Source organism: Polynucleobacter yangtzensis (assembly GCF_001595965.1).
GTDB lineage: Bacteria > Pseudomonadota > Gammaproteobacteria > Burkholderiales > Burkholderiaceae > Polynucleobacter > Polynucleobacter yangtzensis.
In genome coordinates this window covers 146372-171511 of the sequence record NZ_LOJI01000001.1, presented here as the reverse complement: position 1 = coordinate 171511, position 25140 = coordinate 146372, and the positions used below count along the sequence as shown (strand labels likewise).

Here is a 25140-nt window from a genome sequence, read left to right as displayed (position 1 = left end):
AATTGTGGGATGGATCAAAAAGATCAACGACCGCGGAAGTTGGTATGGCCTTTACAGGCTATGCCATTAGCTAGGGCTATGAGCCTAAGTTACGCGCTCCTGATTATCTATGTGAGCCTTAACCCCTTTGATTTTGATTTCCGCAACGGAATATCTGCCTGGGCCTGGCTGGATGCCCCTTTGCCTCGTTTTATTACTTTGTTTGATGTGGCGGTCAATATCCTTGCTTACATCCCTCTTGGGTTTTTGGTGATGTTTGCTGCCTACCCACGTTGGCGTAATTTTGTAGCTCTGGCTATCGCACTAGGCTTGAGTGCCGTACTTGCATTAGGGGTAGAAACCTTGCAATCTTGGTTGCCCACACGTATCCCCAGTCAAATGGATTGGTGGGCGAATGTCTTGGGAGGTTTATTGGGCGGCTTATTGGCTATTCCACTAGGGCCGCAGTGGCTCTCTGGTAGCGCTATTCGCCGTCGTTTTGATCAATGGTTTGGCTTGAATTGGGCGGCGTGCGCATTATTTTTATTGTTTCCATGGTCGCAAATTTATCCTCAAAGCTCTTGGCTCGGAACGGGCGTTTGGGGACACGCCATATTTGGCTCAGTAGATTGGGGTACTTGGGTGATTAATCATGTTGCTCAGGAGGTCGTGATTACATCCCTATGTTGGCTCGGCGTTGCCTTACTACTGTCGCTTGGGTTGCGAGCCAAGGCGCCTCAGTGGCGCATCCTCAACGGTCTATTGGGTTTGACGGTGCTCATCAAGATATTGTTTACGGCACTTCAGTTTGGTGCTGAATTTAGTTTGAATTGGTTAACTGCAGGGGCCCTATGGGGAATGGTGCTGGGCAGCATCTTATTAAGGTGGGCACTAAAGTTGGAGCCAGAACTTAAATTTTGGCTAGCTTTGACCTGTTTAGTGGGCACTACATTAGCGGTCAACATATTGCCTGACAATCCTTACTTCATTCTGACACTAAGACATTGGTATCAGGGGCGCTTATTGCACTTTAATGAGCTCATGCAGTGGGTTTCAGTAGTATGGTTACCTCTAGCGCTGATTTGGATGCTTCGCAGTGCCAGGGAATTTAAATCGAAACATTGATGAATATAATTTTTCTATGAGTTTTTCACACCACCTATTTTTTTGCTTAAATCAACGCAGTAATGGCGAAGACTGCTGCGATCAGCACAATGCTTTTGCGCTATTTGATTACGCCAAAAAAAGAGTTAAAGAGCTTGGAATTGCGGGCCCAGGAAAGATTCGCGTTAACAAGGCCGGATGCTTAGATCGCTGCGCTGATGGTCCTGTCATGGTCATTTATCCACAAGGTGTTTGGTACACCATGGTTGATGTAGATGATGTTGAAGAAATTATCCAGTCACATTTAATTGCAGGTCGCCCGGTTGAGCGCTTGCAGTTGGCTTAGTGATTTAAATGATTGAAAGTGTTTTATGAATAGTCGTACAAAAGTAATTCATATTAAAGGTATTGTTGGATCAATGGAGATGTCGATTGATCTTCCTGATGAATTAAAAAACGATCCTAATTTTGCAGTCCGCGGTCTAGCACTCGTTGCTCACCCACATCCTCTAATGGGTGGAACAATGGATAACAAAGTTGCGCAAACCATGGCGCGTGCATTTAACCAACTGGGTTATGTTAGCGTGCGTCCAAACTTTCGCGGCGTAGGTGGAACCGAGGGTGTGCATGACGATGGTGTTGGTGAGTTGGAAGATTTACTGCACGTGACTGACTGGATGCGTACCCCATCAAGCTGGGGTGAATTTGAGATGACTGCAAATCAAGCCTGGGCGGCGAACGCGAATACTTTGCCATTAGTTGTTTCTGGTTTTTCTTTTGGAAGTTTTGTTGGCAGTCATTTGGTGCAAAGACTTTCAGAGCTGGGACGCCCAGCTGAACGCCTTGTCATGGTAGGTAGTGCTGCTGGCAAGTGGACGCTGGCCCAAGTTCCTGCGGATACGATATTGATTCACGGCGAATTAGATGAAACGATCCCATTAATTGATGTTTTGGATTGGGCGCGCCCACAAGAATTAACAGTGCAGGTAGTTCCTGGCGCTGATCATTTTTTCCACCGTCGCTTACATTGCATTCGCAACATCATTACGGGTGCTTGGTTGGGCATGCCAGATCACCGCAAATAATTACAAATCAAATTAGATATAGAGAGTTAAAGCATGACTGAAGAAAAGTCTTTAATTGAGTATCCCTCATTATTTCCAATCAAGGTAATGGGTAAAACAAACCCTGAATATCTCCCTGCGATCATTCATATTGCTAAGCAATTTGATCCTACGTTTGATGAGAGTAAGGTAGAGCAACGCCCATCAAAGGACGGAAATTATCTTGGTATTACTTTGCCAATTACTGCGACCAGTCGTGAACAGTTAGATGAGCTCTATAGAACTTTATCTACCCACCCATTAGTTAGCGTCGTTCTCTAATTTGTTGATGGCGGCTTTGGTAAAACAACTTGGATTGGCAGAGTACGCATCGACGTATGAGGCAATGCAACTATTTACAAAGGCGCGTACTGGCGACACACCTGATGAGATTTGGGTGTTAGAGCATCCCCCTGTGTTTACTTTGGGTTTAGCTGGTGATGCAGGGAATTTGCATTCGCCGAGTAATCAAATTCCTCTGGTGCAGGTGGATCGCGGTGGCGAGATTACTTATCACGGGCCAGGGCAAATTGTTGTTTATCTTCTGTTGGATCTCAGGCGCCTTGGAATTTTCGTCAAGGAGCTGGTCTCTCGAATTGAGCAAGCAGTGATTGATACCCTAGCCGATTTCGGCATTAAGGCTGAAAGACACCCAGGTGCCCCAGGAATTTATGTCTCTGAGCAGCCAGGAGTGCCCCCGGAGTGGATTGGCGCCAAGATCGCTGCTTTGGGTCTCAAGGTCTCCAAAAGCTGCTCCTATCATGGTCTTGCCTTGAATGTAGCAACCGATCTGGAAGCTTTCAAGCGTATCCACCCTTGTGGTTATGAGGGTTTAAAGACGGTTGATATGCAAACCCTTGGGATCAAGGACAATATAGACACTATTAGCCAAAGGCTTTTGCAGCATTTACAAAAGCAACTGATGCCATCATGACAACGAATAAGCCTGACACCAACACACCTATTGAGGGTCGCCAAGATCTCAATTACGACGCATCACGTAAGCAAAAATCTAGTGAGAAGACTGCGCGTATCCCAATCAAGATTGTTCCACTAGAACAGGTGCTCAAAAAGCCAGATTGGATTAGAGTTAAAGCCGCCTCTAATAATTCACGCTTTTCTGAAATCAAAAAGATTTTGCGCGAAAACGAGTTAGTAACTGTTTGCGAGGAGGCAAGCTGCCCTAATATTGGTGAATGTTTTGGTAAGGGCACTGCAACTTTTATGATCATGGGTGACAAATGCACGCGTCGTTGCCCATTCTGCGATGTAGGTCACGGCAGACCAGATCCTTTGGATACAAAAGAGCCGGCTAATCTAGCCCGCACGATTGCCGCACTCAAATTGAACTATGTTGTTATTACCAGCGTGGATCGTGATGATCTGCGTGATGGTGGTGCAATGCATTATGTGGATTGTATTTCTCAATCACGTGCTCTTTCGCCCAATACCCGTATCGAAGTGTTAGTGCCAGATTTTCGCGGTCGCCTTGATAAGGCCTTAGATATTTTTGCTGAGCATGCTCCAAGTGGTTTGCCGGATGTGATGAATCACAATCTAGAAACAGTACCTCGTTTGTATAAGCAAGCAAGACCCGGTGCTGATTACCTACACTCTTTAAAGCTTCTAAAAGACTTCAAAGAGCGTTTCCCGCACGTGCCAACCAAGAGTGGTTTGATGGTAGGTCTGGGTGAAACGGATGATGAGATTTTGGAGGTTATGCGCGATATGCGTGAGCACAATATTGATATGCTCACGATCGGTCAGTATCTTGCCCCATCGGGACATCATTTGCCGGTGACGCGTTATGTTCATCCCGACGTCTTTAAGATGTTTGAGGAAAAGGCTTATGCAATGGGCTTCTCCCATGCGGCAGTAGGCGCTATGGTGCGCTCAAGCTATCACGCAGATCAACAGGCGCATGGAGCTGGGGTTGTTTAGAGGAATTACAAAAGCCGCTGCTTTATTGGCGGCTTTAGTTTTTCTCATTGCATGTAGTCCAAAGTTAGATTGGCGAACAGTCCAGTCACCACAAGAGCGATATACCGCTTTATTCCCAGGTAAGCCTGATAAATTAGACCGACGCATTCCCTATCTTGATCAAGAGTTTTTGCAGGTTCTTGAAGCGGTGAAAATTGATGATGATATTTATTCGGTTAGTACCATTCAGTTACCAGCGAATCAAAGTGCATCACTGAGCAAACTTATTTCGCAGTTGCAGGCAAATTTAATTGATAGGGCAAAAGCATCTGGCGGAGATGTTGCTGTTGAAGATGCGTTTTATAAAACTGCGGATAAACAGCGTTTATCAACAAAAGATTATTTTATTGATTTGAAGTCGAATGGAAAATCACAGCAACTCATGCGTGTTCGTTGGATTAACCGAGTTGCATCCAATGGAGATAGTTGGATTTATCAGATCTCAGTGCTGCATACGAGTGCAGCGACAGAAAATGCAAAAACATTTTTTGCCAAAGAAGAGTATGAAAACTTCTTTAGTGACTTCGTGCCAGAATAATCCGAAGACTAAAAAATTGAATCTACTGTAGTAACTTACTGTTACTGTTTTTCAAGTGCGGCTACTTTAGCTTCTAGTGCTTCTAATTTCTCACGTGTCTTAGCAAGCACCTTGCTTTGTAGTTCAAACTCTTCGCGCGTGACCAAATCCATTTTCTGAAATCCTTGATTCATCATGGCGCGTACATTTTTTTCAATCTCTTGAGCTGGTGAATTGCGGATCGCATCGCCAACTTTATTCTGCATATCGCTAGCGATACGTTGGATTTGTTCGAGGATTTCGCCTGGTTTTTGCATGATGGGGATTCGCAGTTCTATTGAGAGTTGCAGAAAAGATACACATTGGTATTTTAAGTTGTGTGGGTAAAAATGCCCAAAAAGGGGTTGAAACCTAAAAAATGACCCAAATTCACCTATCGGGTGCAATCTTGAGCACCAAAATAGTGCATAAGCATTAAATAGGGGAATTAGGCCTAAGTCAAAAAAGCCCATCCCTTCATGATCACTCCATGCAATAAGCATTTATCCCTTTTTTCATGACCACTTAGGAGTTTTAAATGAAAACAATTCAAAAGACAGCCATCGCTCTAGCAGCCTCTGGTTTATTTGCAACTGCAGCATTTGCACAAACAGCCCCAGCAGCAGCTCCTGAAGCTCCTGAAGCTAGCCCAGTTACTGCTAACGTGACATTGACTAATGACTATCGTTATCGCGGCATTACTCAGACCAATTACATGCCAGCTGTACAAGGCGGCTTTGACTATGCTCACGAGAGCGGTCTCTACATTGGTAACTGGAACTCAACAATTAGCTGGATTAGCGATCAAAACCCAGTTGGCACATCAGCGCCGTTGGAGATGGATTTTTATGCCGGCTTCAAGAAAGAATTAATTGCTCCAGGTTTTGCATCTGATTTTGGTGTTTTGCAGTACTACTACCCAGCTAAAGGTTTCAGCTCAAGCTTTATGCAAAACCCAAACTCAACTGAATTGTATGCAGCCCAAAACTTTACATTTGGTGCTCTAACCGGTTTTGTTAAGTTGTCCTATGCAGTTACAACACTCTTCGGCATTCCAAATAGCTCTGGCTCAATGTACCCAGATTTAACTTTGAACTATGACACAGGTATTTGGGGTTTAACAGCTAATGGACACATTGGATATCAGTACATTGCTGGTCAGCCTAACACTACAACCGGCTACGGAACAACACCTAACAACATTAGCTACACCGATTGGAAGTTGGGTATGACTAAAGACTTTGGCGGCGGTTTGTCTGCACAAGTTTCTTACATTAGCACCAATGCTAATCCAACTTGGTATCAAACAGGTGGCAATCAAACAACTTGGGCTGGTCGTGGCGGCGCTAACTTCTCAGTTACCAAAGCATTCTAATTTCCACTCTGAACGGAGAAACGTATGAAATTAATTACCGCAATCATCAAGCCATTCAAGCTTGACGAAGTGCGCGAAGCTCTCTCGGAAGTGGGAGTTTCGGGCATTACCGTTACTGAAGTTAAAGGCTTTGGTCGTCAAAAAGGTCACACTGAGTTGTATCGCGGTGCTGAGTATGTTGTCGATTTCTTGCCTAAGGTAAAAATTGAAGCTGCTGTTGAAGATGGCATCTTGGAGCGTGCGATTGAAGCAATTGAAAAATCTGCACGTACAGGCAAGATTGGTGATGGCAAGATTTTTGTCTCACCAGTTGAGCACGTCATTCGTATTCGTACCGGTGAAACCGGTGCGTCAGCACTTTAAAGAGAGGTTCAAAATGTTAACTTGGATGAAACGACTCGTTGCTGGTGGTGCTATGGCCTTGGCCATTGGTGCTACTAGTGTAATGGTTACTTCACCAGCGCATGCTGATGAAGTTAAGAAGCCAGCTGTAACAGCGCCTGCTGCGACTCCTGCTGCTGCAGAGCCTGCTCCAGTTCTTTGCTCTGAAAAGTGCAATAAGGCTGATACAGCTTGGTTGCTAGTGTGTACTGCATTAGTAATCCTAATGACTTTGCCTGGTTTGGCTTTGTTCTACGGTGGCTTAACAAGAAGTAAGAACATTCTTTCTGTACTCGTACAGTGCATGTTTATCTTTTCACTAGTAACGGTCTTGTGGTCACTATATGGCTATAGCTTTGCATTTAGCGAAGGCGGGGCATTTATTGGTGGATTGGATCGCTTGTTCTTGCAAGGCATGAACCCAGATTCAGTAGCAGCTACCTTTAGTAAAGGTGTTGTTATTCCTGAGTTTGTATTTATGGCTTTCCAAGCTGCGTTTGCGACGATTACTTGCTGCTTGATCGTTGGTGCGTTTGCAGAGCGTGCAAAGTTCTCCGCAATCATTTTGTTTGTGATTCTCTGGTTTACTTTCAGCTACTTGCCAATCGCTCACATGGTTTGGTTCTGGCCCGGTCCTGATGACATCAAAGATGCAGCATCACTTGAAGCAATTACAGCGCGTGCTGGTTGGTTGTGGCAGAAGGGTGTTCTCGACTTTGCTGGCGGTACCGTTGTTCATATCAATGCTGCGATTGCAGGTTTGGTTGGCTCATACGTAGTTGGTAAGCGTTTGGGTTACGGCAAAGAAGCTATGAAGCCACACAACTTGGTGTTCGTCATGATTGGCGCTTCACTATTGTGGTTTGGTTGGTTTGGTTTCAATGCTGGTTCAGCCCTCGAAGCAAACGGCAGTGCAGTACTAGCCTTCGTAAATACATTATTGGCAACAGCTGCTGCAGTATTGGGCTGGTCATTTGCTGAGTGGATTACAAAAGGCAAGCCATCTATGTTGGGTGCTGCTTCTGGATGCGTAGCTGGTTTGGTAGCTGTTACTCCTGCTGCTGGTTTTGTTGGTCCAATGGGCGCGCTCGCCATCGGTGCTGCTGCTGGTGTAGTTTGCTTGTGGGGTGTTTCTGGTCTCAAGAAGATTTTGGGTTCAGACGACAGCTTGGACGTATTCGGCGTGCATGGCGTTGGCGGTATCTTAGGTGCATTGTTGACAGGCGTATTTGCTGATCCAGCTCTCGGCGGAACAGGTATCTGGGACTATGTAGCAAATGCTGTTGCCCCTGATTACTCTATCGCTAGTCAGCTTTGGATCCAAAGCCAAGGCGTGATTGTGACTTTAATTTGGTCTGGCGTGGTTTCTTTCATTGCCTTCAAATTGGTCGATATCGTGATTGGTTTGCGTGTCAAGGAAGATCAAGAGCGCGAAGGCCTCGATATCAGCTCACATGGTGAGTCTGCCTACGAGTCTTAATCTGTAATTTACCCCTCACTGGGCGGCTGTGGTTAGCTGCCTAGTTTTAAGCGCGGGATCCTCGGATCCCGCGTCTTTCTTTTAATAATCTTACAATGGTGGAATGGTTCCACATCTCATTACTGCACTCAGCGGCCCTTTGCTCGAATTAGAGTCAAAGGTTCTAGAAGCGACCCCAACCATAGAGCGTTGGTTCAGGTTGGAATGGCAAGAGCACACGCCGCCTTTTTACTGCTCAGTTGATCTTCGTAATTCTGGGTTTAAGTTGGCGCCGGTAGATACCAATCTATTTCCAGGCGGGTTTAATAATCTATCTCCGCAGATGTTGCCTTTAGCAGTGCAAGCTGCAATGGCTGCTATTGAGAAGATTTGTCCGGAAGCAAAAAACTTATTGTTAATTCCGGAACGTCACACCCGCAATACTTTCTATTTGCAAAATATTGCTCGCTTGTCTTCGATTTTGCGTCAAGCAGGGTTGAATGTTCGCCTCGGAACTTTCTCTGAAGAAATTAAGAAGCCAACTTGGATTGAGCTGCCTGATGGCAATCGCTTATTGATGGAGCCTCTTTCCCGTCTTGGGCTAAAGAAACAACGTTTAGGTTTAAAAGATTTTGATCCCTGCTCGATCTTGTTGAATAACGATTTATCTGCAGGTATTCCTCCGATTCTGGAAAATATTTACGAACAATATCTGTTGCCAGGCCTGCATGCGGGCTGGCACGTTCGTCGGAAATCCAATCACTTTGCCGCTTATGAAGAGGTCGCAAAGAAATTTGCCAAAGTGGTTGACATTGATCCGTGGATGATTAACCCCTATTTTTCAAGTTGCTCGAATATTAATTTTCATGAGCGTAAGGGTGAAGATGAGCTGCAGACTGCAGTTGAACAAGTGCTGAAGAAGACTGCCAAAAAATATCGTGAATACGGTATCAAAGAGAAGCCATATGTCGTTGTGAAAGCGGATGCAGGAACCTACGGCATGGGCATCATGGTGGTAAACGATCCCGCACAGCTAAAGGGTTTGAACCGCAAAGATCGCAATAAGATGAGTGTGGTTAAAGAGGGTCTTGAAGTCAGCGATGTGCTGATTCAGGAGGGTGTCTATACCTTCGAAAAGGTTAACGAGGCAGTTGCTGAGCCAGTGGTGTACATGATTGACCGCTACGTTATTGGCGGCTTCTATCGCGTTCATACCGATCGCGGTCCAGATGAAAATCTTAATGCACCCGGCATGCACTTTGTGCCTCTGGCATTTGAGCAAAACTCCATGCCTGATTTAGGTGCTAAGCCAGGCAGCGCAGCACCCAATCGCTTCTATTTATATGGCGTGGTTGCCCGTTTAGCCCTTCTTGCCGCATCATTGGAGCTAGAGCGCACCGATCCAGATGCCGAAGCTGCATAAATGAAACACTAATCTCTCAATAGAAAAAATGGACTTTCTTTTTATTGCAGATCCCCTTGAGTCTTTCAAGATTCAAAAAGATTCCACGCTGGCAATGATGCGCGCTGCGCAAGAAGCTGGACATCGTTTATGGTTTTGTCAAAGTAGAAATGTTTTATGGCGAGATGATTTTGTTGTTGCTGATTGCCAAGCCTTAGCAATTAAACCAAGCTCTACGAATTGGTATGAGTTGGGTGATATAGAGTCGCGAGCACTCAAATCTTTTTCCGCAGTTCTCATGCGTACTGACCCACCATTTGATATTGAGTATCTCAATACAACTTGGTTGTTATCCGCTGCAGTTCGTCAGGGTGCAAAAGTATTTAATGAGCCGAGCGCGGTGCGTGATCACTCAGAAAAACTGTCTATTACTGAGTTTCCAGAGCTTATTCCCCCTACTCTGGTAACGCGTGAATTGGAGGCAGTAGAGCACTTTCATCAAACTCACCGAGATATTGTGATTAAACCCTTAGATGGTATGGGCGGTATGGGAGTATTTAGGGTGGGTGCCGATGGTCTTAACCTCGCTAGCATTGTCGAAACGCTTGGGGAAAATGGTGCAAGAACGCTCATGGTTCAGCGCTTTCTTCCAGAGATTGCCCAGGGCGATAAGCGAGTGCTATTAATTGGTGGCGAGGTGGTGCCATTTGCATTGGCGCGCATTCCACAGGGTAATGAAATTCGCGGCAATTTAGCAGCGGGCGGTAAGGGAGTTGCTATGCCTTTAACTGAGGGCGAAAAAAGGGTTGCCGAAAAATTAGCGCCAATCCTCAATCAGCGTGGATTATTCTTAGTTGGATTGGATTTAATCGGCGGCTTTCTCACTGAAATTAATGTGACTAGCCCCACTTGTTTTGTTGAAATTACCGACCAAAGTGATTTTAATGTTCCGCAATTTTGGTTGGCAACACTAGAGAAAGCATTGGCATAAATATGGCTGGAATTGTCATCGTTGCTCATACACCTGTTGCAAGTGCAATGTTGGGCTTTGCAGAGCATGCTTTTGGCGTGGTGCCAGAACGTGTGCAGGCGGTTGATATTCCCCCTTATGAAGATACCAAGGTAAGTTTCGATCGCGTACTGAAAGCAGCTTATGGTGTTAATACCGGCAATGGTGTTCTTATTCTGACTGATGTCATGGGCGCCACCCCTGCGAATGTCGCATCTAAGTTAGAGGCTCTGGGCCCCTTATCAGGATTAAATGCTCCTGTGGTTGTTTTAGCTGGACTTAATCTCCCTATGTTGATGCGTTGCATCTCTCACCGCGGTGAGGGTTTGGAAGAGCTCGCGCAAAAGGCGCTTGCTGGTGGGCAGCATGGCATTTTGCGCCTCGGTTCAAAAGTCAATCAAGAGTAAAGAGGGTCCATCTCAAAATGCCTACCGCAGAAATTGAAATCATTAATAAGTTGGGTTTGCACGCTCGCGCTTCTGCAAAGCTTTCTCAATTAGCCGCACAGTTTCCCTGTGAAATATTCTTGTCACGTAACGGGCGTCAAATTAATGCCAAGAGCATTATGGGCGTCATGATGTTGGCGGCTGGAATCGGCAGCACTGTCACTCTTGAAACTGTAGGTGAGAAAGAAGATGAAGCCATGCAGGCTCTGACAGCTTTGATAAATGATCGCTTTGGCGAAGGTGAGTAATTAGCATGACATTTGCTTTGCACGGAATTCCGGTATCAAAGGGCATTGCCATAGGCAAGGCCGTGCTGATATCTCGTGCAGCATTAGAAGTGAGTCATCACTTGGTTGAGGTAGGTAAAGAAGAGGCTGAAGCTCAAAAGTTGTTGGATGCGTTTGATCAAGTACGTTTAGAGCTTGATCAGTTGCGTCAAGGCTTGCCTAAAGATGCGCCACAAGAGATGGCGGCATTCTTAGATGTGCACGGCATGATATTGGCTGACCCTGCGTTGGCTGAGAAGCCGATTAAGTTAATTCGCACCCAGAGATTAAATGCCGCTTGGGCTTTAACCACTGAGCTCAATGATCTATTGGAGCAATTTGCAGATATTGAGGATGCATATCTAAAAGAGCGCGCAAATGATATTCGGCAGGTTGCTGAGCGTGTGATTAAGGCATTAAATGCCCAGAAAAAAGATTCTTTAAATGATTCAGATTTCTTACCCGGAAGTGATGTTGGGGTTGAATCGATCATTGTTGCCCATGACATTGCTCCGCATGACATGTTGCGTTTTAAAGAGCATGCCTTTACAGGCTTTGTAACGGACCTTGGTGGTAAGACCTCCCATACCGCTATTGTGGCTCGAAGTATGGAGATTCCTGCGGTAGTCGGCGTGCGTCATGCGAGCGAAATGATTCGTCATGGCGACTGGCTCGTATTGGATGGCGAGCGAGGTGTTGTGGTTGTCGCTCCTGATGAGCAACTGCTAGCCGAATATCGAAAATTACAAACTCAGGTTTTAAAAGAAGCCCGCAAGCTCCAGCAGTTAAAACATGCCAAAACTGAAACAGCTGATCGAGTTGAGATTGAGTTATTCGCCAATATTGAGTTGCCAGAAGATGCTATTCAGGCTGTGAAGTTAGGCGCCGTAGGTGTTGGCCTATTTCGATCTGAATTTTTATTCATGGATCGCAAACAGGCTTTGCCAGACGAAGAGCAGCAATATCAAGAATACCGCCGTGTAGTAGATTTGATGCATGGCTTGCCTGTCAATATCAGAACGATCGACGTTGGTGCTGATAAAGCTTTAGGCGGCGGCGGTGACATTTCGCAAACAGGCACGTCACCACTAGGTTTGCGAGCAATCCGCTGGTCCTTAACAGAACCTGAAATTTTCTTAACGCAGTTAAGAGCGATCTTGCGTGCTTCGGCACATGGCCAGGCTCGCATCATGATTCCAATGTTGGCGCATGCAAAAGAAATTGATGAAACATTTAGGTTGATTGAAAAAGCGAAGCAGCAATTGCATCAGCGCGGCAAAGCATTTAATCCGAATATTCAAGTCGGTGCCATGATTGAGATTCCGGCTGCCGCTTTAGTGCTGCCTTTGTTTATTAATCGCTTTGATTTCCTGTCCATTGGTACTAACGATTTAATTCAGTACACCTTGGCGATCGACCGAGCTGATCATGCTGTTGCACATTTATACGATCCCCTACATCCAGCCATATTGAACTTATTGGCAAATATCATTGAGCAAGCTAAACGCGCAAATGTACCTGTGGCCGTTTGTGGTGAGATGGCTGGTGATCCTGCATTAACAAGGTTATTGCTGGCGCTGGGCCTGACCGATTTTTCAATGCACTTTAGTCAGTTGCTATTGGTAAAGCGTGAGATCCTACAGGCAAATGTAGGCCTATTAAAGGCTCGTGTAGCCAGAGTATTAAGGGCTTATGAGCCCGAAGAGCAAGCGAAAGCTTTAGAACGCTTGCTTTCTTAGGGTCTTAGTGCGCTGAGCCGCACACCGAACACTCACCATTGCGGCTAATGCGGATTTCATCAATCTGGGTTGTCCGCCCATTCCATAGCAGCATGCGTCCCACTAAGGTTTCACCAAAACCAATTAAAAGTTGCAGGGCCTGAGCCGCCTGCATGGCGCCAATAATTCCCACCAAGGGTGAGAAGATGCCCATGCTAGAGCAGCTGACTTCTTCAAATTGCTCATCCGGCGAAAAGATGCAGGCATAGCATGGTGACTTTGAGTTACGTGGATCAAAAACGCTGACTTGACCATCAAATTTGAGGGCCGATCCGGACACTAGTGGAGTTTTGTTTTTAACGCAGGCAGCATTAATCAGATGCCTAGTTGAAAAATTATCTGTGCAATCTAAAACTACATCCACGCTCGGCAATAACTCATCCAGCAGTGAGCTAGTTGCTTTAGCTTGAATGGTTTCGATTTGAATCGTGGAATTAAGTCGTTCTAGAAATTCTTTTCCGGAGACAACTTTGCTTTTGCTAATACTGCTTTCGGCATGCATGATTTGACGCTGCAAATTCGTCAGCTCTACTGCATCATGATCTATCAGTGTGATGTGACCTACTCCTGCTGCTGCCAAGTAAGGCGCGGCCGCACTGCCCAGGCCGCCAGCGCCAATTACTAATACATGTGCGTCGAGCAGTTTTTCTTGGCCGACAACATCAATTTCTTCCAGCAATAAATGCCTGGAGTAGCGAAGTAACTGCTCGTCATTCATGCGCTAGCCGTAAGCTAAAAATTATTCAAGCTTAGAGGATGAGCGCTTCACTGGCTGGCCATTAATAAAGGCCACCGCCTGAGAAAGCATGAAATCATCTGCGCTGCCAAGCTCTGGCGGCTTCTTATTTTTATCTTTCTCTTTTTCCTCAGGAGTTTTCTTCGCATTTTTTTCTTCAATACGTTGCAACTCTTCAAGACGACGTTGCTCGCGATCTTTAATGAGCTTGTCTTCAGCAGATTGTTTGTTACGCAGATGCTTCTCGCTATCAATCTCACGAGTGATCAAAACATCATCAGGATCACCATCTTTATTTTGATCTACCGGAATGTCTGGTTTAACGCCAAAAGCCTGAATCGATTTACCGCTAGGGGTGTAGTAGTAAGCGGTAGTAATTTTGAGCGCTGAATCATTAGTCAGAGGGCGAACGGTTTGTACTGAGCCCTTACCAAAAGTTGTTTTGCCGATAATGGTTGCGCGTTTGTAATCCTGAAGTGCGCCAGCCACAATCTCAGAGGCTGAGGCGGAATAGGCATTTACCAACACCACCATAGGCAACTTCTTGAAGATGGCTGGTACGCCCGCTAGTGGGTCGCCAGGTTCATTCAAGCGGTACATGGCTGGAGTGGCATTGAATACTTGCTTCGAATCTGGGGATTGGCCCTTGGTAGAGACAATAATTGCATCTGCTGGCAAGAACGCTGCAGCCACTCCGACGGCACCTTGCAATAAACCGCCGCCATTATTACGCAGGTCAAGAATGATGCCTTTGAGTTTTGGATCTTGATTGGCGATATCAGTTAATTTTTTAGCAAGATCAGGAACGGTGCGCTCCTGAAAACTAGTGATACGTACCCAAGCAATATCGTTGTCGAGAATTTTAGTTTTGACTGATTGAACTTTAATTTCTGCACGAGTAATTGTTACTGGGAAGCTGCGCTCTTCACTCTTGCGGAATACTGTCAAAGTAATTTTGGTTCCCGGTGTGCCACGCATAGTACGGACAGCTTTATCGAGAGACATACCGCGTACTGGCTTATCGTCTAGACGTGTAATTAAATCTCCTGCCTGCAGACCTGCACGAGCTGCTGGGCTGTCTTCAATGGGATTTAACACCTTCACTACACCATCTTCAGATGTAATTTCAATACCGAGACCAGCAAATTTTCCAGATGTTTGTTCCTGCATTTCTGAAAAATCTTTTTTGTCTAAGAAGGTGGAATGCGGATCAAGACTACTTACCATTCCTTTGACAGCATCTGTCAATAATTGCTTGTCTTCAATCGGCTCCACATACTCACGTTTAATCTGTGCAAAGACATTGGACAGTGTGCGCAGTTCATCCAGTGGGAGCTGGGCGCCTTGCTGGGCGGTCGCGGAGAGCTGGATCGTTGCTGCAACTCCAGCAATAAGACCAACTGCGATCAGTGCAAAATTCTTTAGAAATTGGCGCATAGCTCTTTTGTTTTAATCCAAATAAAAATGTTGAATAGGCTTAAGGTCATCGTCTAATTCGTAAACCAGTGGGATACCATTTGGAACGTTGACTTCCATAATGGCTTCATCAGACATTTGATCTAAATACTTAATGAGAGAACGAATGCTATTGCCGTGAGCAACTAATAAAACGCGCTTGCCAGCTTTGAGCGCTGGAGCAATCGATTCATTCCACAATGGCAATACACGCTCAACGTTATCCTTCAGACACTCACCCAATGGAATATCGGAGGTATTGAGTTTGGAGTAACGAGGATCATTCTTAGGATTGCGCTCATCTTCGTTTTCCAGCAAAGGAGGGCGTACGTCATATGAGCGTCGCCAGATGTGAACTTGTTCATCACCATACTTCGTTGCTGTTTCTGCTTTATTGAGTCCAGTGAGGGCTCCATAGTGCCGTTCATTCAGTCGCCAGCTATGCACAACTGGAAGCCACATGAGATCCATAGTGTCTTGCACATTCCAGAGGGTGCGAATAGCGCGTCTTAAAACAGAGGTATAGGCAATATCGAATTCATAGCCCGCTTTTTTGAGGTTTGCACCTGCTGCTAGGGCCTGTTCTGCGCCTTTTGGGGTTAAGTCAACGTCCGCCCAGCCAGTGAAGCGGTTTTCAAGGTTCCAGGCGGATTCGCCATGACGAATAAGGACAAGTTGTTTCATAGAGCCATTCTATAATCCGGTGATGAACTTTCTCACGCAAATTGATAATTTAGCGCTTATTGCCCTACTACTGGTTTCGGGCGCAGCGCTTTTCCTACCCACATTATCTACGCTTATTGGCGGAAAAGGCTTGTCGCCTACAGAGGCGACGATTTGGATTAATCGTCGCAAAGCGTACGTACTTGATCTGCGTTCCGAGGAGGAGTACAAAACTGGGCACCTCCCTGGCGCTAAATTTGCCAATTCTTCCGCCTTGACCGCCGCAATTGAAAAGCTGAAGTTAGACCGTAAGCTGCCTGTTGTCCTGGTCTGTGACACTGGCACTCAATCCCGCAAACTCCTTGCTGAAGCTCAAAAGTTGGGTTTCGTAGAGGTGGGTGTATTGGATGGTGGCGTGCAGGCTTGGAAGGCAGCAGCTCTTCCCTTGGTGAAGTAAGGAAAAATAATGCCCCCAGTAACGATGTACAGCACCCAGGTTTGCCCATATTGCGTCATGGCAGAAAAGCTATTGCACAAAAAAGGCGTCGCGAACTTAGAGAAGATTTTGATTGATCGTGATCCATCTCAGCGAGAGATCATGATGACCCGCACTGGTCGCCGCACAGTCCCGCAAATTTACATTGGCGACACCCACGTTGGTGGCTATGACGACTTAGTTGCATTGGATCGCGCCGGCAAGCTTGATCCTTTGTTGGCTTAATAGATTAAACATACAAAAGAAAGTTAGTAATGACCGAACAATCCTCAGCACCCCAAGAGAGCATCGAACAATCTAAAGAGCCTGGATTTCGTATTCAGCGCATTTATCTAAAAGATTTGTCGCTTGAGCAGCCAAATGCACCACAGATTTTGTTGGTTGCATCTGAGCCTCAAGTGCAAGTAGAGATTGATATTTCCGTTGCTCCTTTAAGCGAAGGAATCTTCGAGGTGGCTTTGAGCTCTACTGTGACTGCTAAGGTGGATACAAAAGTATTGTTCTTGGTTGAAGCTAAACAAGCAGGTATTTTTGAGTTCAGCAATATCCCTGTTGAACAAATTGATCCAATGCTCGGCATTGCTTGCCCAACTATTTTGTACCCATACTTGCGTTCAAATATCGCCGACATTATTAGTCGTGCAGGCTTCCAGCCAATTCATTTGAATGAAATCAATTTCCATGGCATGTATGAGCATCGTTTGATGCAGGCTCAACAAGAAGCCGCTGCAAAAGAAGGCGCAGCAACAGAAAGTAAGCCTCACTAAGTTTTTAAGTGGGCCCACAGATCATGAAAGTGACACTGCTTGGTGCTGGCGCTTGGGGAACGGCGATGGCCGCACAGGCTACTCGCCATCTCAATGAAGGTGATGTCTGTTTATGGTCTCGCAGCCAGCAGCAATTACAAGATATTCAAAAGAGCGGTGAAAACCGTGAATACCTTTCAGGCATTCAATTACCCGAAGGATTAAAACTCGAGAGCGATTTTGCTGCTGCAATTAAAAGACTTTCGAGCGATGATCTTTTAGTCATTGCTACGCCAATGTCTGGGCTTTCTGAAACAATTGCTCATGTCTTAAAAGCTGCCGAACACCCTCTCAATATTATTTGGCTATGCAAAGGCCTAGAGCCTGATACTGCTTTGTTGCCGCATCAAGTAGTAGAGCGTGAAAGCAAAATTCACTCACATGGCATAACGCATTCGTATGGCGCCTTGTCTGGCCCTAGCTTTGCCCGTGAGGTTGGTGCGGGCATGCCTTGTGCCTTAACTGTCGCAAGTAAATCTGTAAAACTTTGCGAGGTTGTTCAAGCTGCCTTCCATCACGGTAATATGCGCGTTTACTCAAGTGATGATTTGATCGGCGTTGAATTGGGTGGCGCCATTAAGAACGTCTTGGCTATCGCCGCAGGTATTGGCGATGGTTTAGATTTAGGTCTGAATGCTCGCGCCGCAGTGTTGACACGCGGTTTGGCTGAAATGATGCGTCTAGTAAAGGCTGCAGGTGGCAAGTCTGAAACTTGTATGGGTTTAACTGGAGTCGGTGATTTAATTTTGACCGCAACAGGAGATCTGTCTCGTAATCGTCGCGTTGGTCTTGAGCTTGCCGCTGGAAAATCATTGTCCGAAATACTTGCTAGTCTTGGCCATGTTGCTGAGGGTGTGCTGTGCGCTCAAGCTGTTGGAGACTTAGCCAAACGTCTTGATGTAGAGATGCCTATTACTGCCATGATGGGCGAAGTATTGTCTGGAAAATTAAAACCACATGATGCCGTTAAGAAGCTCATGGGGCGCGATCCCAAAATCGAATCTTAAGCGCGGTTCCTAGGTCAGCTTGTTATTGACCACCAGCAAGGCCATTTTGGCGCCATGCTTCATACACAACGATTGCCACTGTATTAGATAGATTTAAGCTACGGCTACTATCTTGCATTGCAAGACGCATGCGATTAGTTTCCGGGATGGAATTTCTTACTTCATCTGTAATACCTTTGGTTTCAGAACCAAAGACAAAGTAATCATTGGGTGAATATTTGCCCTCATGAAATTTTCCTGACCCTTTGGTGGTCAATGCAAAAAGATGTTCAGGATTGGGTTTCTCATTTTGTAAAAACTCAGCCCAATTTTGATGAACTTTGACTCTTGCAAATTCGTGATAGTCCAAGCCAGCTCTGCGAAGCTTTGCATCCTCCATCGGAAAACCAAGAGGCTCTATTAGATGTAATTTCGCACCAGTGTTTGCACAGAGGCGAATGATGTTCCCGGTATTGGGAGGAATTTCTGGTTCGAATAAAACGATATTAAACATGTTGCACTCTTTCGATTGGTCGCGCAGCCCTGAGAAGTACCCAATTGATTACGCGATATACGCCATTGTCCTTCAGAATGCGGGAAATTTCATTTAGGGTTGCTCCGCTAGTCATAACATCATCAAAGATGATGACCGTTTTATCTTGAATTTGTTCGATATATTTTGCTTCAACATAAAACATTCCTTTAATGGATAGATGTCGGTCTTCAAGATTGCTTCCAGCCTGGTGTTCGGAATAATGGTGACGCTTCAGTATGTAGGGTGATTTCTGAATATGCCGCCCACATTTAATTCGTTTAGCAATTTCCCAGCTTTGATTAAAGCCACGTTGCGCCAAATTTTGGATGCTTAATGGAACAGGTAGCAAATAACTTGAGTCAATGTGTTCAAGTTGCGAAGAGATAAGCATGTTCCAGGCGCTGCTGAGTGCATGGCCATAAGCAATGCGTTTTTGATACTTAAACTCATGCAATGGCGATTGAAGAATGCCTGTGTAGCGATCTAAGCAATAAGTTTCATCAAAATAGGGTTCAGATATTTGGCAGGGTGCGCAATATTGCTGGGCAATTTCTTCGGGCTGAAGTGTGACGCCGCATTGATAGCAGCACTGATAGTTAAACAAGCCTTCATATCGCAAAGCGCCTAAACAGTTATTGCAAATCGAACGATGCTGAAACTGATGACAAGCAATGCAAGCCGTTGGTAAAAGCCGGTCACAAATCGCTTCAAAAATGTTCTCTGGAAATTGCATGGGGCGCTGAGTATACTGAGCCGATGACCCAGCCCATCAAATGGTTACAAGACGAAATTGCAGATCGCATGCTGCAGAAGTTAGACATAGTTAAGCTCGATGTAAAAGATATTTTGATAGTGCCGGACTTTCCCGGAAAGCATTTGAATACATTTGCCAAGCGCTACCCAAGGGCGCGCCTAATAAGCCTCGTAGATGAGAGTGTTTCTGGTTTTGCAATGTGGCGCGCTAAAGCAGTCACACATTGGCGCTCACTATTTGGAGCTAGCACTAGCTCTTTAGCCGATTACACATCGTCGGGAAAATTTGATCTTTCTGATAATTCTGTTGATTTGATTTTTAGTGATCTTCTATTGCACGATCTGGCAGACCCAAAAGAATTTCTACACGAGTGTTGGCGCGTCCTGCGTGAGGGTGGATTAATTGCATTTAGCTATCTGGGCCCCGATACCGGGAAAGAGTTGCGCTCAATATCCCTTTCAGAGTTAAAGCTGAAAAATCTATTAAGCCCTTGGGACATGCATGACATGGGCGATGCGTTGCTTGCTGAGCGGTTTTCAGATCCGGTAATGGATATGGAGTACCTAACCCTAGACTATGAAAACAGTGCCTTATTGTTGGGTGATATCAACGCTCTCAAGTTGATCCATTCCACCCCCATAGAGACTTCAGAATTGAGTTCTTTGCCGCAAAAACTCACTTTAGAGGTGGTTTATGGGCATGCCTGGGTCATTGGAAAGCACCTAGCGAAGGCCAAAGACAGCGTGGCCTATATTGATCTAAATCAAATTGGACGCAAGACTAGACCAGATTCTGCTTAAGTGTAAGTGCTCACTATCATTTTAACCTTGGTCAAGATTGGATCAGGCTGGGTTATCCTGGTTTGTTGTTACGCCTAATTAACCCTATAATCACGGCAGGATGTATTGGCTTGAGACCGTTTTTTGGGCAATTTGCGGCATTTTTGTCGCTTTGCTCACGACAATAAACAGAGAATAAGATGAATTTATTTGGAAAAGTCACTAGGGCTTCGCTCTATTTCGTAGCTGCTTTTGGCACTGCATTTGCATATGCAGCAGAGAATATGCCTGGTGGCCCAGCTGTTAATCAGCTAAATTTTGCAGCTCCTGCTACCAAAATCATGCAAGAGATCCACTGGTTACATTGGATGATGTTGGTAATTTGCGCCCTAATTTTTGTCGGTGTATTTGGAGTGATGTTCTATTCCATCTTGAAGCACCGTAAATCATTAGGTCACAAATCAGCGTCTTTCCATGAAAGCACCACTGTTGAAATTATTTGGACAGTGATTCCATTGCTCATCGTTATTGGTATGGCATTGCCTGCAACAAAAACAGTTGTAGCAATGAAAGACACCACCAACTCTGACATCACTATTAAAACCACTGGTTATCAGTGGAAGTGGGGTTACGACTACATCAAAGGTGAAGGTGAAGGCATTAGCTTCTTATCCACTTTGTCTACTTCACGCGAAGCAATTAATAATTTAGCACCAAAATCAAATACCTATTTGATGGAAGTTGACAATGAAATGGTTGTGCCAGTAGGCAAGAAAATTCGTTTGATCACTACTGCTAATGACGTGATTCACGCTTGGGCTATCCCAGCGTTTGGCGTAAAGCAAGATGCGATTCCAGGCTTCGTTCGTGACACCTGGTTCAGAGCTGAAACTATTGGCACTTTCCGCGGTCAGTGCTCTGAGCTTTGCGGTGCTGAGCATGCATTCATGCCAATCGTTGTGCGTGTAGTTTCACAGGATGACTACACCGCTTGGGTTGCTCAGAAGAAAAAAGAAATGGGCGCTGCCGGTGATGATCCATCTAAGGTTTACACCTTGGATGAGCAAAAAGAGCGTGGTGCAAAAGTTTACGCAGCAAACTGCGCAGCTTGTCATCAGCCTAACGGCAAAGGTGCGGGCGCTTTCCCTGCATTGGATGGTAGCAAGATGGTATTGGGCCCTAAAGCTGCTCAGTACAACATCCTGATTAATGGTAAAGGCGCAATGCCGAAATGGGCTGGCGTGATTTCTGATGGCGATATCGCTGCAGTGATGACTTATACACGTAACGCATGGGGTAATAAGACGGGTGAAGTGATTCAGACCCAAGACATTATTACTGCGCGCGGCAATTAATTCAGATTAACAAATACAGATAAAAACGAAACCGGAGTAATTCATGAGCACAGTCTCTACTACCCACGATCACGCACACGACCACGCGCACGACGATCACACGCCACATGGCTGGCGTCGTTGGTTGTTCGCAACCAACCACAAAGACATCGGTACGATGTATTTGATCTTCTCATTCGTTAGCTTGCTAGCTGGCGGTGTGATGGCTTTGGGAATTCGTTTGGAATTGTTCCAACCTGGTTTGCAGTTTCTGCGCCCAGAGTTCTTTAATCAGCTGACAACCATGCACGGTTTGGTGATGGTGTTCGGTGCGATTATGCCGGCCTTCGTTGGTTTTGCTAACTGGATGGTGCCTTTGCAAATCGGCGCATCTGATATGGCATTTGCCCGTATGAACAACTTTAGCTTCTGGATTCTTCCGGTAGCGGCAACACTGTTGTTGAGTTCATTCTTAGTTCCTGGCGGCGCTCCATCAGGTGGTTGGACTATCTATGCTCCATTGACTTCACAAATGGGCCCTGGCATGGACATGGCGATTTTTGCACTCCACTTATTGGGTGCTTCATCGATCATGGGTTCGATTAACATCATCGTAACTATTTTGAACATGCGCGCTCCTGGCATGACATTAATGAAGATGCCAATGTTCTGCTGGACATGGTTGATTACTGCTTACTTGTTGATCGCTGTGATGCCTGTATTGGCTGGCGCAATTACGATGGTTCTGACTGACCGTCATTTCGGCACTTCATTCTTCTCCGCAGTTGGCGGTGGCGATCCAATCATGTTCCAGCATATTTTCTGGTTCTTCGGTCACCCAGAGGTTTACATCATGATTCTTCCAGCATTCGGAATCATTAGTGAAATCGTACCTGCTTTCTCCAGAAAGACATTGTTTGGTTACAGCTCAATGGTTTATGCAACTGCATCGATCGCGATCTTGTCATTCATCGTTTGGGCTCACCACATGTTTGCAACTGGTATGCCAGTAACTGGTCAGTTGTTCTTTATGTACGCAACCATGTTGATCGCAGTTCCAACTGGCGTGAAGATTTTCAACTGGGTAGCAACCATGTGGAAAGGTTCAATGACCTTTGAAACTCCAATGTTGTGGGCTATCGGCTTTATCTTCGTTTTCACGATGGGCGGCTTTACTGGTTTGATCTTGGCGATGGCGCCAATTGATATCGGCGTACAAGATACTTACTACGTTGTTGCTCACTTCCACTATGTATTAGTTGCAGGTTCATTGTTCGCAATGTTTGCTGGCTTCTACTACTGGTGTCCAAAGTGGACTGGCTACATGGCTAGTGAAACTCGCGGCAAGATCCATTTCTGGGCTTCCATGATTTTCTTCAACATTACCTTCTTCCCAATGCACTTCTTGGGCTTAGCAGGTATGCCACGTCGCTATGCTGACTACCCAACTCAGTTTGCTGACTTCAATGCCATTGCATCGATCGGCGCATTGGGCTTCGGTTTAGCACAGGTTTATTTCTTACTCTTCGTTGTGATGCCAGCGTATCGGGGCCAAGGCGAAAAAGCTCCAATGAAGCCATGGGATGGAGCTAAGGGTCTTGAGTGGACAGTACCGTCACCAGCACCACACCATACTTTTGAAACTCCGCCTAGCGCAGAGCAGATGCGTGAAGCAGGAATTTAATTCATCAGGTAAGCAAGCCCTTGCTGCGAATAATCGCAGGATGGGCTTCATCCTGTTGAGCGTTGTAGCAGCCTTTTTTATTGGCATTGTGATTAAACGGAGCTTGTTGGGTTAACCCCTTGTAGACATGGTTATAGATCAAGCACTCAACCGCCAAATTTTGTTGAAGCTCTTAATTGCAGCTGTGATGATGTTTGGTTTTGGTTATGCCTTAGTTCCGATGTACAAGGCCTTGTGTGAGGTCACCGGAATTAACGTAGTAACAAGCAAGAATGATTATGGTGTCAGAGCCTTCAGTCCTAATAAGGTTGGCAATACCCAAGTTAACTATGCTCGTACAGTAACCATTGAGTTTGATTCGAATAGCCGCGGTCCGTTTACCTTCAAACCTGTAAAGAATTTTTTAGAAGTACACCCTGGTGAAATGACAGAGATTGTTTATGAAGTAACTAACAATCAAAATCGCCCAGTGCGTGCTCAAGCAATACCGAGTTATGCACCTAAAAGTGCAACTGAGTTTTTTACGAAATTAGAGTGCTTTTGCTTTCAGGAGCAAACACTAGCAGCAAAAGAAACAAAAAAGATGCCGGTAGTCTTTGTGATCGATGCAGGTTTGCCGGATGATGTAAAAACAATTACTTTGTCATATACCTTCTTTGAGTTGGGTTTAGGCGGTACGCCGCCAGCCCCCAAATCAAGGTTGGCTTCATGAAAAAGAAAAGTAGTTTTATGCAGTCTATGAAAGCCGTGATGTGGGGCTTTTTAGGAGTGCGTAAGAAGTCTGGTTTGCAGGAAGATGTTGCTTCATTGAGTTTTGTGCACATTATCATTGCAGGTGTAATTGGCGCCTTGATTTTTATGGGTGTCCTCCTGTTGATAGTGAAAGTAGTTGTGTCCCATTGATTATTTTTTGATTGAATAGAGAGAATAAGATGTCATCCAATTCAACCCCATACTATTTCGTCCCTGGACTATCTAGACATCCAGCAATGGCCGCTTTCGGCTTAATTGCTTTTGGCTTTGGTATTTCTGGATGGGTAAATCATGCCTCTTGGGGCGGACCTTTGACCCTCGCAGGCGTTGCGTTTGTTCTCTACGTTCTCTATAACTGGTTCGGTGACACGATTGCAGAATCTAATGCTGGTAAGAACGGTGTCAACGTTGACATCTCCTATCGCTGGTCGATGGCTTGGTTCATCTTCTCTGAAATCATGTTCTTCGGTGCATTCTTTGCAGCTTTGTTCTATGCACGCAATATTGCGATGCCTTGGATGGGCGATGTAGAAAGCAAATTGCTTTGGCCTAATTTCCAAGCTGTTTGGCCAAATGATGGTCCTGCTGGTTTGGTTGAGAAATTCACCACTATGGGTCCTTGGCCAATTCCAACAATCAACACATTGTTGCTCTTGAGCTCAGGCGTAACGATCACTATCGCTCACCATGCGTTAGTAGAAAACCATATGAAGAAAGCCATCATTAGCTTGGCTGCAACTGTTGGTTTAGGTATCGTTTTCTTGGGTTTCCAGGTTTATGAGTACTACCATGCATATCATGAGTTGAACTTGAAGCTGACTTCAGGCATCTACGGCTCTACATTCTTCATGTTGACCGGTTTCCATGGATTCCACGTTTTCCTTGGCGGCACGATGTTAGCGATTGTCTTGCGTCGTATGATTCGTGGCGACTTTACTTCTAAGCATCATTTCGCATTTGAAGGTGCTGCTTGGTACTGGCACTTCGTTGACGTAGTCTGGCTCGGCCTGTACATCGCTGTTTACTGGATGTAATTTAATAAAAATCGGGGCCTAAAGCCCCGATTTGTTTATAAGCCTTCAAGAAAGGTGCCGTTTAATTGGTGCCTACTTTAATTCCAGTGGCCTCAATGAGTCCAAAGTAGTGGGCCAGTAGAATTCCTGCAAACAGTACGATTGATAGTCCGATACGCAGCATGAGTGAGTGGACCATGCGTGAGCTATTGCCCCTATCTTTCATCATGTAATACAAAGCCGATCCTAAGCTAAAAACAATCATTAGTAGGACAATTGGAATAATCCACTTCATTACAAATCCTTAT

At 45.4% G+C, this 25140-nt stretch carries 33 protein-coding genes; 26 read left to right on the top strand and 7 right to left on the bottom strand.

All coding sequences use genetic code 11. The features are described 5' to 3' along the window. Nucleotides 1-9: 9 nt before the first annotated feature. The 7 genes from JaK3_RS00900 to JaK3_RS00870 are packed head-to-tail and all read left to right on the top strand — an operon-like array spanning nt 10 to nt 4704. The gene (locus JaK3_RS00900) at nt 10-1104 is read left to right on the top strand and encodes a VanZ family protein (RefSeq protein WP_068319725.1); all 1095 of its coding nucleotides are present in this window, start codon (nt 10-12) and stop codon (nt 1102-1104) included. 16 nt (nt 1105-1120) lie between these two features. Continuing rightward, a complete protein-coding gene (locus JaK3_RS00895; RefSeq protein ID WP_068319723.1) occupies nt 1121-1429 on the top strand; it encodes a (2Fe-2S) ferredoxin domain-containing protein in 309 nt (102 codons plus the stop codon). Nucleotides 1430-1454: 25 nt separating this feature from the next. Next, nucleotides 1455-2168: an alpha/beta hydrolase gene (locus JaK3_RS00890; protein ID WP_068319721.1), complete on the top strand. Its 714-nt coding sequence runs from the start codon at nt 1455-1457 to the stop codon at nt 2166-2168. Nucleotides 2169-2201: 33 nt separating this feature from the next. After that, nucleotides 2202-2468, top strand: a complete 267-nt coding sequence (locus tag JaK3_RS00885) for a YbeD family protein (protein WP_068319720.1) — start codon at nt 2202-2204, stop codon at nt 2466-2468. A 7-nt stretch (nt 2469-2475) separates the two neighbouring features. Beyond that, complete coding sequence (gene lipB, locus JaK3_RS00880; protein WP_068319718.1) at nt 2476-3120, top strand: lipoyl(octanoyl) transferase LipB; 645 nt, start codon at nt 2476-2478, stop codon at nt 3118-3120. Next, nucleotides 3117-4127 carry a lipoyl synthase gene (lipA, locus tag JaK3_RS00875; protein ID WP_068319716.1) on the top strand — a complete coding sequence of 337 codons (1011 nt, stop codon included), beginning with the start codon at nt 3117-3119 and terminating at the stop codon, nt 4125-4127. Before lipB ends, lipA begins: the two co-directional genes overlap by 4 nt. Next, nucleotides 4120-4704 carry a hypothetical protein gene (locus JaK3_RS00870; RefSeq protein WP_068319714.1) on the top strand — a complete coding sequence of 195 codons (585 nt, stop codon included), beginning with the start codon at nt 4120-4122 and terminating at the stop codon, nt 4702-4704. The genes lipA and JaK3_RS00870 overlap by 8 nt, the downstream gene beginning before the upstream one ends. A gap of 41 nt (nt 4705-4745) precedes the next feature. Here the strand turns inward: JaK3_RS00870 and JaK3_RS00865 are convergent, their stop codons facing one another. Next, a complete protein-coding gene (locus JaK3_RS00865; RefSeq protein ID WP_068320637.1) occupies nt 4746-5000 on the bottom strand; it encodes an accessory factor UbiK family protein in 255 nt (84 codons plus the stop codon). 260 nt (nt 5001-5260) lie between these two features. Here JaK3_RS00865 and JaK3_RS00860 point away from each other — a divergent pair, with 260 nt between their 5' ends. The 8 genes from JaK3_RS00860 to ptsP all read left to right on the top strand — a co-directional run bounded on the left by JaK3_RS00860 (nt 5261) and on the right by ptsP (nt 12799). After that, entirely contained in the window at nt 5261-6097 is an 837-nt protein-coding gene (locus JaK3_RS00860) for a TorF family putative porin (protein WP_068319712.1), read from the top strand. 24 nt (nt 6098-6121) lie between these two features. After that, a complete protein-coding gene (locus JaK3_RS00855) occupies nt 6122-6460 on the top strand; it encodes a P-II family nitrogen regulator (RefSeq protein WP_011903792.1) in 339 nt (112 codons plus the stop codon). A gap of 13 nt (nt 6461-6473) precedes the next feature. Further along, nucleotides 6474-7958 (top strand): ammonium transporter, encoded by a 1485-nt coding sequence (locus tag JaK3_RS00850; RefSeq protein ID WP_068319710.1) that lies wholly within the window; start codon nt 6474-6476, stop codon nt 7956-7958. A gap of 103 nt (nt 7959-8061) precedes the next feature. Continuing rightward, entirely contained in the window at nt 8062-9360 is a 1299-nt protein-coding gene (gshA, locus tag JaK3_RS00845; RefSeq protein WP_068319708.1) for a glutamate--cysteine ligase, read from the top strand. Nucleotides 9361-9388: 28 nt separating this feature from the next. Next, nucleotides 9389-10330, top strand: coding sequence for a glutathione synthase (gene gshB, locus JaK3_RS00840; protein WP_068319706.1), 942 nt, complete (start codon nt 9389-9391; stop codon nt 10328-10330). Nucleotides 10331-10332: 2 nt separating this feature from the next. After that, nucleotides 10333-10755: a PTS sugar transporter subunit IIA gene (locus JaK3_RS00835; RefSeq protein WP_068319704.1), complete on the top strand. Its 423-nt coding sequence runs from the start codon at nt 10333-10335 to the stop codon at nt 10753-10755. 17 nt (nt 10756-10772) lie between these two features. Then, entirely contained in the window at nt 10773-11042 is a 270-nt protein-coding gene (locus JaK3_RS00830; RefSeq protein ID WP_068319699.1) for an HPr family phosphocarrier protein, read from the top strand. A gap of 5 nt (nt 11043-11047) precedes the next feature. Beyond that, on the top strand, nt 11048-12799 hold the full coding sequence (gene ptsP / locus JaK3_RS00825; RefSeq protein WP_068319692.1) for a phosphoenolpyruvate--protein phosphotransferase: 1752 nt from the start codon (nt 11048-11050) through the stop codon (nt 12797-12799). A gap of 4 nt (nt 12800-12803) precedes the next feature. Here the strand turns inward: ptsP and JaK3_RS00820 are convergent, their stop codons facing one another. Genes JaK3_RS00820 through gpmA form a run of 3 tightly spaced genes read right to left on the bottom strand, consistent with a single transcriptional unit; the run spans nt 12804 to nt 15713 of the window. After that, a complete protein-coding gene (locus JaK3_RS00820; protein WP_068319690.1) occupies nt 12804-13556 on the bottom strand; it encodes a HesA/MoeB/ThiF family protein in 753 nt (250 codons plus the stop codon). 21 nt (nt 13557-13577) lie between these two features. After that, nucleotides 13578-15011: a S41 family peptidase gene (locus JaK3_RS00815; RefSeq protein WP_068319686.1), complete on the bottom strand. Its 1434-nt coding sequence runs from the start codon at nt 15009-15011 to the stop codon at nt 13578-13580. Nucleotides 15012-15023: 12 nt separating this feature from the next. Further along, complete coding sequence (gene gpmA / locus JaK3_RS00810) at nt 15024-15713, bottom strand: 2,3-diphosphoglycerate-dependent phosphoglycerate mutase (protein WP_068319684.1); 690 nt, start codon at nt 15711-15713, stop codon at nt 15024-15026. 22 nt (nt 15714-15735) lie between these two features. On the opposite strand from gpmA, the gene JaK3_RS00805 reads away from it, so the two are divergent. The 4 genes from JaK3_RS00805 to JaK3_RS00790 are packed head-to-tail and all read left to right on the top strand — an operon-like array spanning nt 15736 to nt 18001. Then, on the top strand, nt 15736-16149 hold the full coding sequence (locus JaK3_RS00805) for a rhodanese-like domain-containing protein (protein ID WP_068319682.1): 414 nt from the start codon (nt 15736-15738) through the stop codon (nt 16147-16149). 9 nt (nt 16150-16158) lie between these two features. Then, on the top strand, nt 16159-16413 hold the full coding sequence (gene grxC, locus JaK3_RS00800; protein ID WP_068319680.1) for a glutaredoxin 3: 255 nt from the start codon (nt 16159-16161) through the stop codon (nt 16411-16413). 29 nt (nt 16414-16442) lie between these two features. Further along, a complete protein-coding gene (gene secB / locus JaK3_RS00795) occupies nt 16443-16955 on the top strand; it encodes a protein-export chaperone SecB (protein ID WP_068319678.1) in 513 nt (170 codons plus the stop codon). A gap of 23 nt (nt 16956-16978) precedes the next feature. Further along, nucleotides 16979-18001 carry an NAD(P)H-dependent glycerol-3-phosphate dehydrogenase gene (locus JaK3_RS00790; protein WP_068319677.1) on the top strand — a complete coding sequence of 341 codons (1023 nt, stop codon included), beginning with the start codon at nt 16979-16981 and terminating at the stop codon, nt 17999-18001. A 22-nt stretch (nt 18002-18023) separates the two neighbouring features. Here the strand turns inward: JaK3_RS00790 and trmL are convergent, their stop codons facing one another. Both trmL and JaK3_RS00780 read right to left on the bottom strand, forming a co-directional pair. Then, the gene (gene trmL / locus JaK3_RS00785) at nt 18024-18494 is read right to left on the bottom strand and encodes a tRNA (uridine(34)/cytosine(34)/5-carboxymethylaminomethyluridine(34)-2'-O)-methyltransferase TrmL (RefSeq protein WP_068319674.1); all 471 of its coding nucleotides are present in this window, start codon (nt 18492-18494) and stop codon (nt 18024-18026) included. Further along, nucleotides 18487-19248 (bottom strand): ComF family protein, encoded by a 762-nt coding sequence (locus JaK3_RS00780; protein WP_068319672.1) that lies wholly within the window; start codon nt 19246-19248, stop codon nt 18487-18489. The genes trmL and JaK3_RS00780 overlap by 8 nt, the downstream gene beginning before the upstream one ends. A 23-nt stretch (nt 19249-19271) precedes the next feature. Between JaK3_RS00780 and JaK3_RS00775 the strand changes: the two genes are divergently transcribed. The 7 genes from JaK3_RS00775 to JaK3_RS00750 all read left to right on the top strand — a co-directional run bounded on the left by JaK3_RS00775 (nt 19272) and on the right by JaK3_RS00750 (nt 24853). Beyond that, nucleotides 19272-20069 carry a methyltransferase domain-containing protein gene (locus tag JaK3_RS00775; RefSeq protein WP_167345980.1) on the top strand — a complete coding sequence of 266 codons (798 nt, stop codon included), beginning with the start codon at nt 19272-19274 and terminating at the stop codon, nt 20067-20069. Nucleotides 20070-20332: 263 nt separating this feature from the next. Next, nucleotides 20333-21403, top strand: a complete 1071-nt coding sequence (gene coxB / locus JaK3_RS00770; RefSeq protein ID WP_420865679.1) for a cytochrome c oxidase subunit II — start codon at nt 20333-20335, stop codon at nt 21401-21403. A 43-nt stretch (nt 21404-21446) separates the two neighbouring features. Continuing rightward, nucleotides 21447-23066 (top strand): cytochrome c oxidase subunit I, encoded by a 1620-nt coding sequence (ctaD, locus tag JaK3_RS00765; protein ID WP_068319668.1) that lies wholly within the window; start codon nt 21447-21449, stop codon nt 23064-23066. Continuing rightward, nucleotides 22966-23181 carry a cytochrome oxidase small assembly protein gene (locus JaK3_RS10905; RefSeq protein WP_276203325.1) on the top strand — a complete coding sequence of 72 codons (216 nt, stop codon included), beginning with the start codon at nt 22966-22968 and terminating at the stop codon, nt 23179-23181. The genes ctaD and JaK3_RS10905 overlap by 101 nt, the downstream gene beginning before the upstream one ends. A gap of 12 nt (nt 23182-23193) precedes the next feature. Further along, the gene (locus JaK3_RS00760) at nt 23194-23778 is read left to right on the top strand and encodes a cytochrome c oxidase assembly protein (protein ID WP_068319666.1); all 585 of its coding nucleotides are present in this window, start codon (nt 23194-23196) and stop codon (nt 23776-23778) included. 17 nt (nt 23779-23795) lie between these two features. Further along, entirely contained in the window at nt 23796-23969 is a 174-nt protein-coding gene (locus JaK3_RS00755) for a DUF2970 domain-containing protein (RefSeq protein WP_338091679.1), read from the top strand. 29 nt (nt 23970-23998) lie between these two features. Beyond that, nucleotides 23999-24853, top strand: coding sequence for a cytochrome c oxidase subunit 3 (locus JaK3_RS00750; protein WP_068319662.1), 855 nt, complete (start codon nt 23999-24001; stop codon nt 24851-24853). Nucleotides 24854-24914: 61 nt separating this feature from the next. On the opposite strand, the gene JaK3_RS00745 is transcribed toward JaK3_RS00750, so the two are convergent. Beyond that, nucleotides 24915-25127, bottom strand: a complete 213-nt coding sequence (locus JaK3_RS00745) for a twin transmembrane helix small protein (protein WP_068319661.1) — start codon at nt 25125-25127, stop codon at nt 24915-24917. Nucleotides 25128-25140 lie beyond the last annotated feature (13 nt).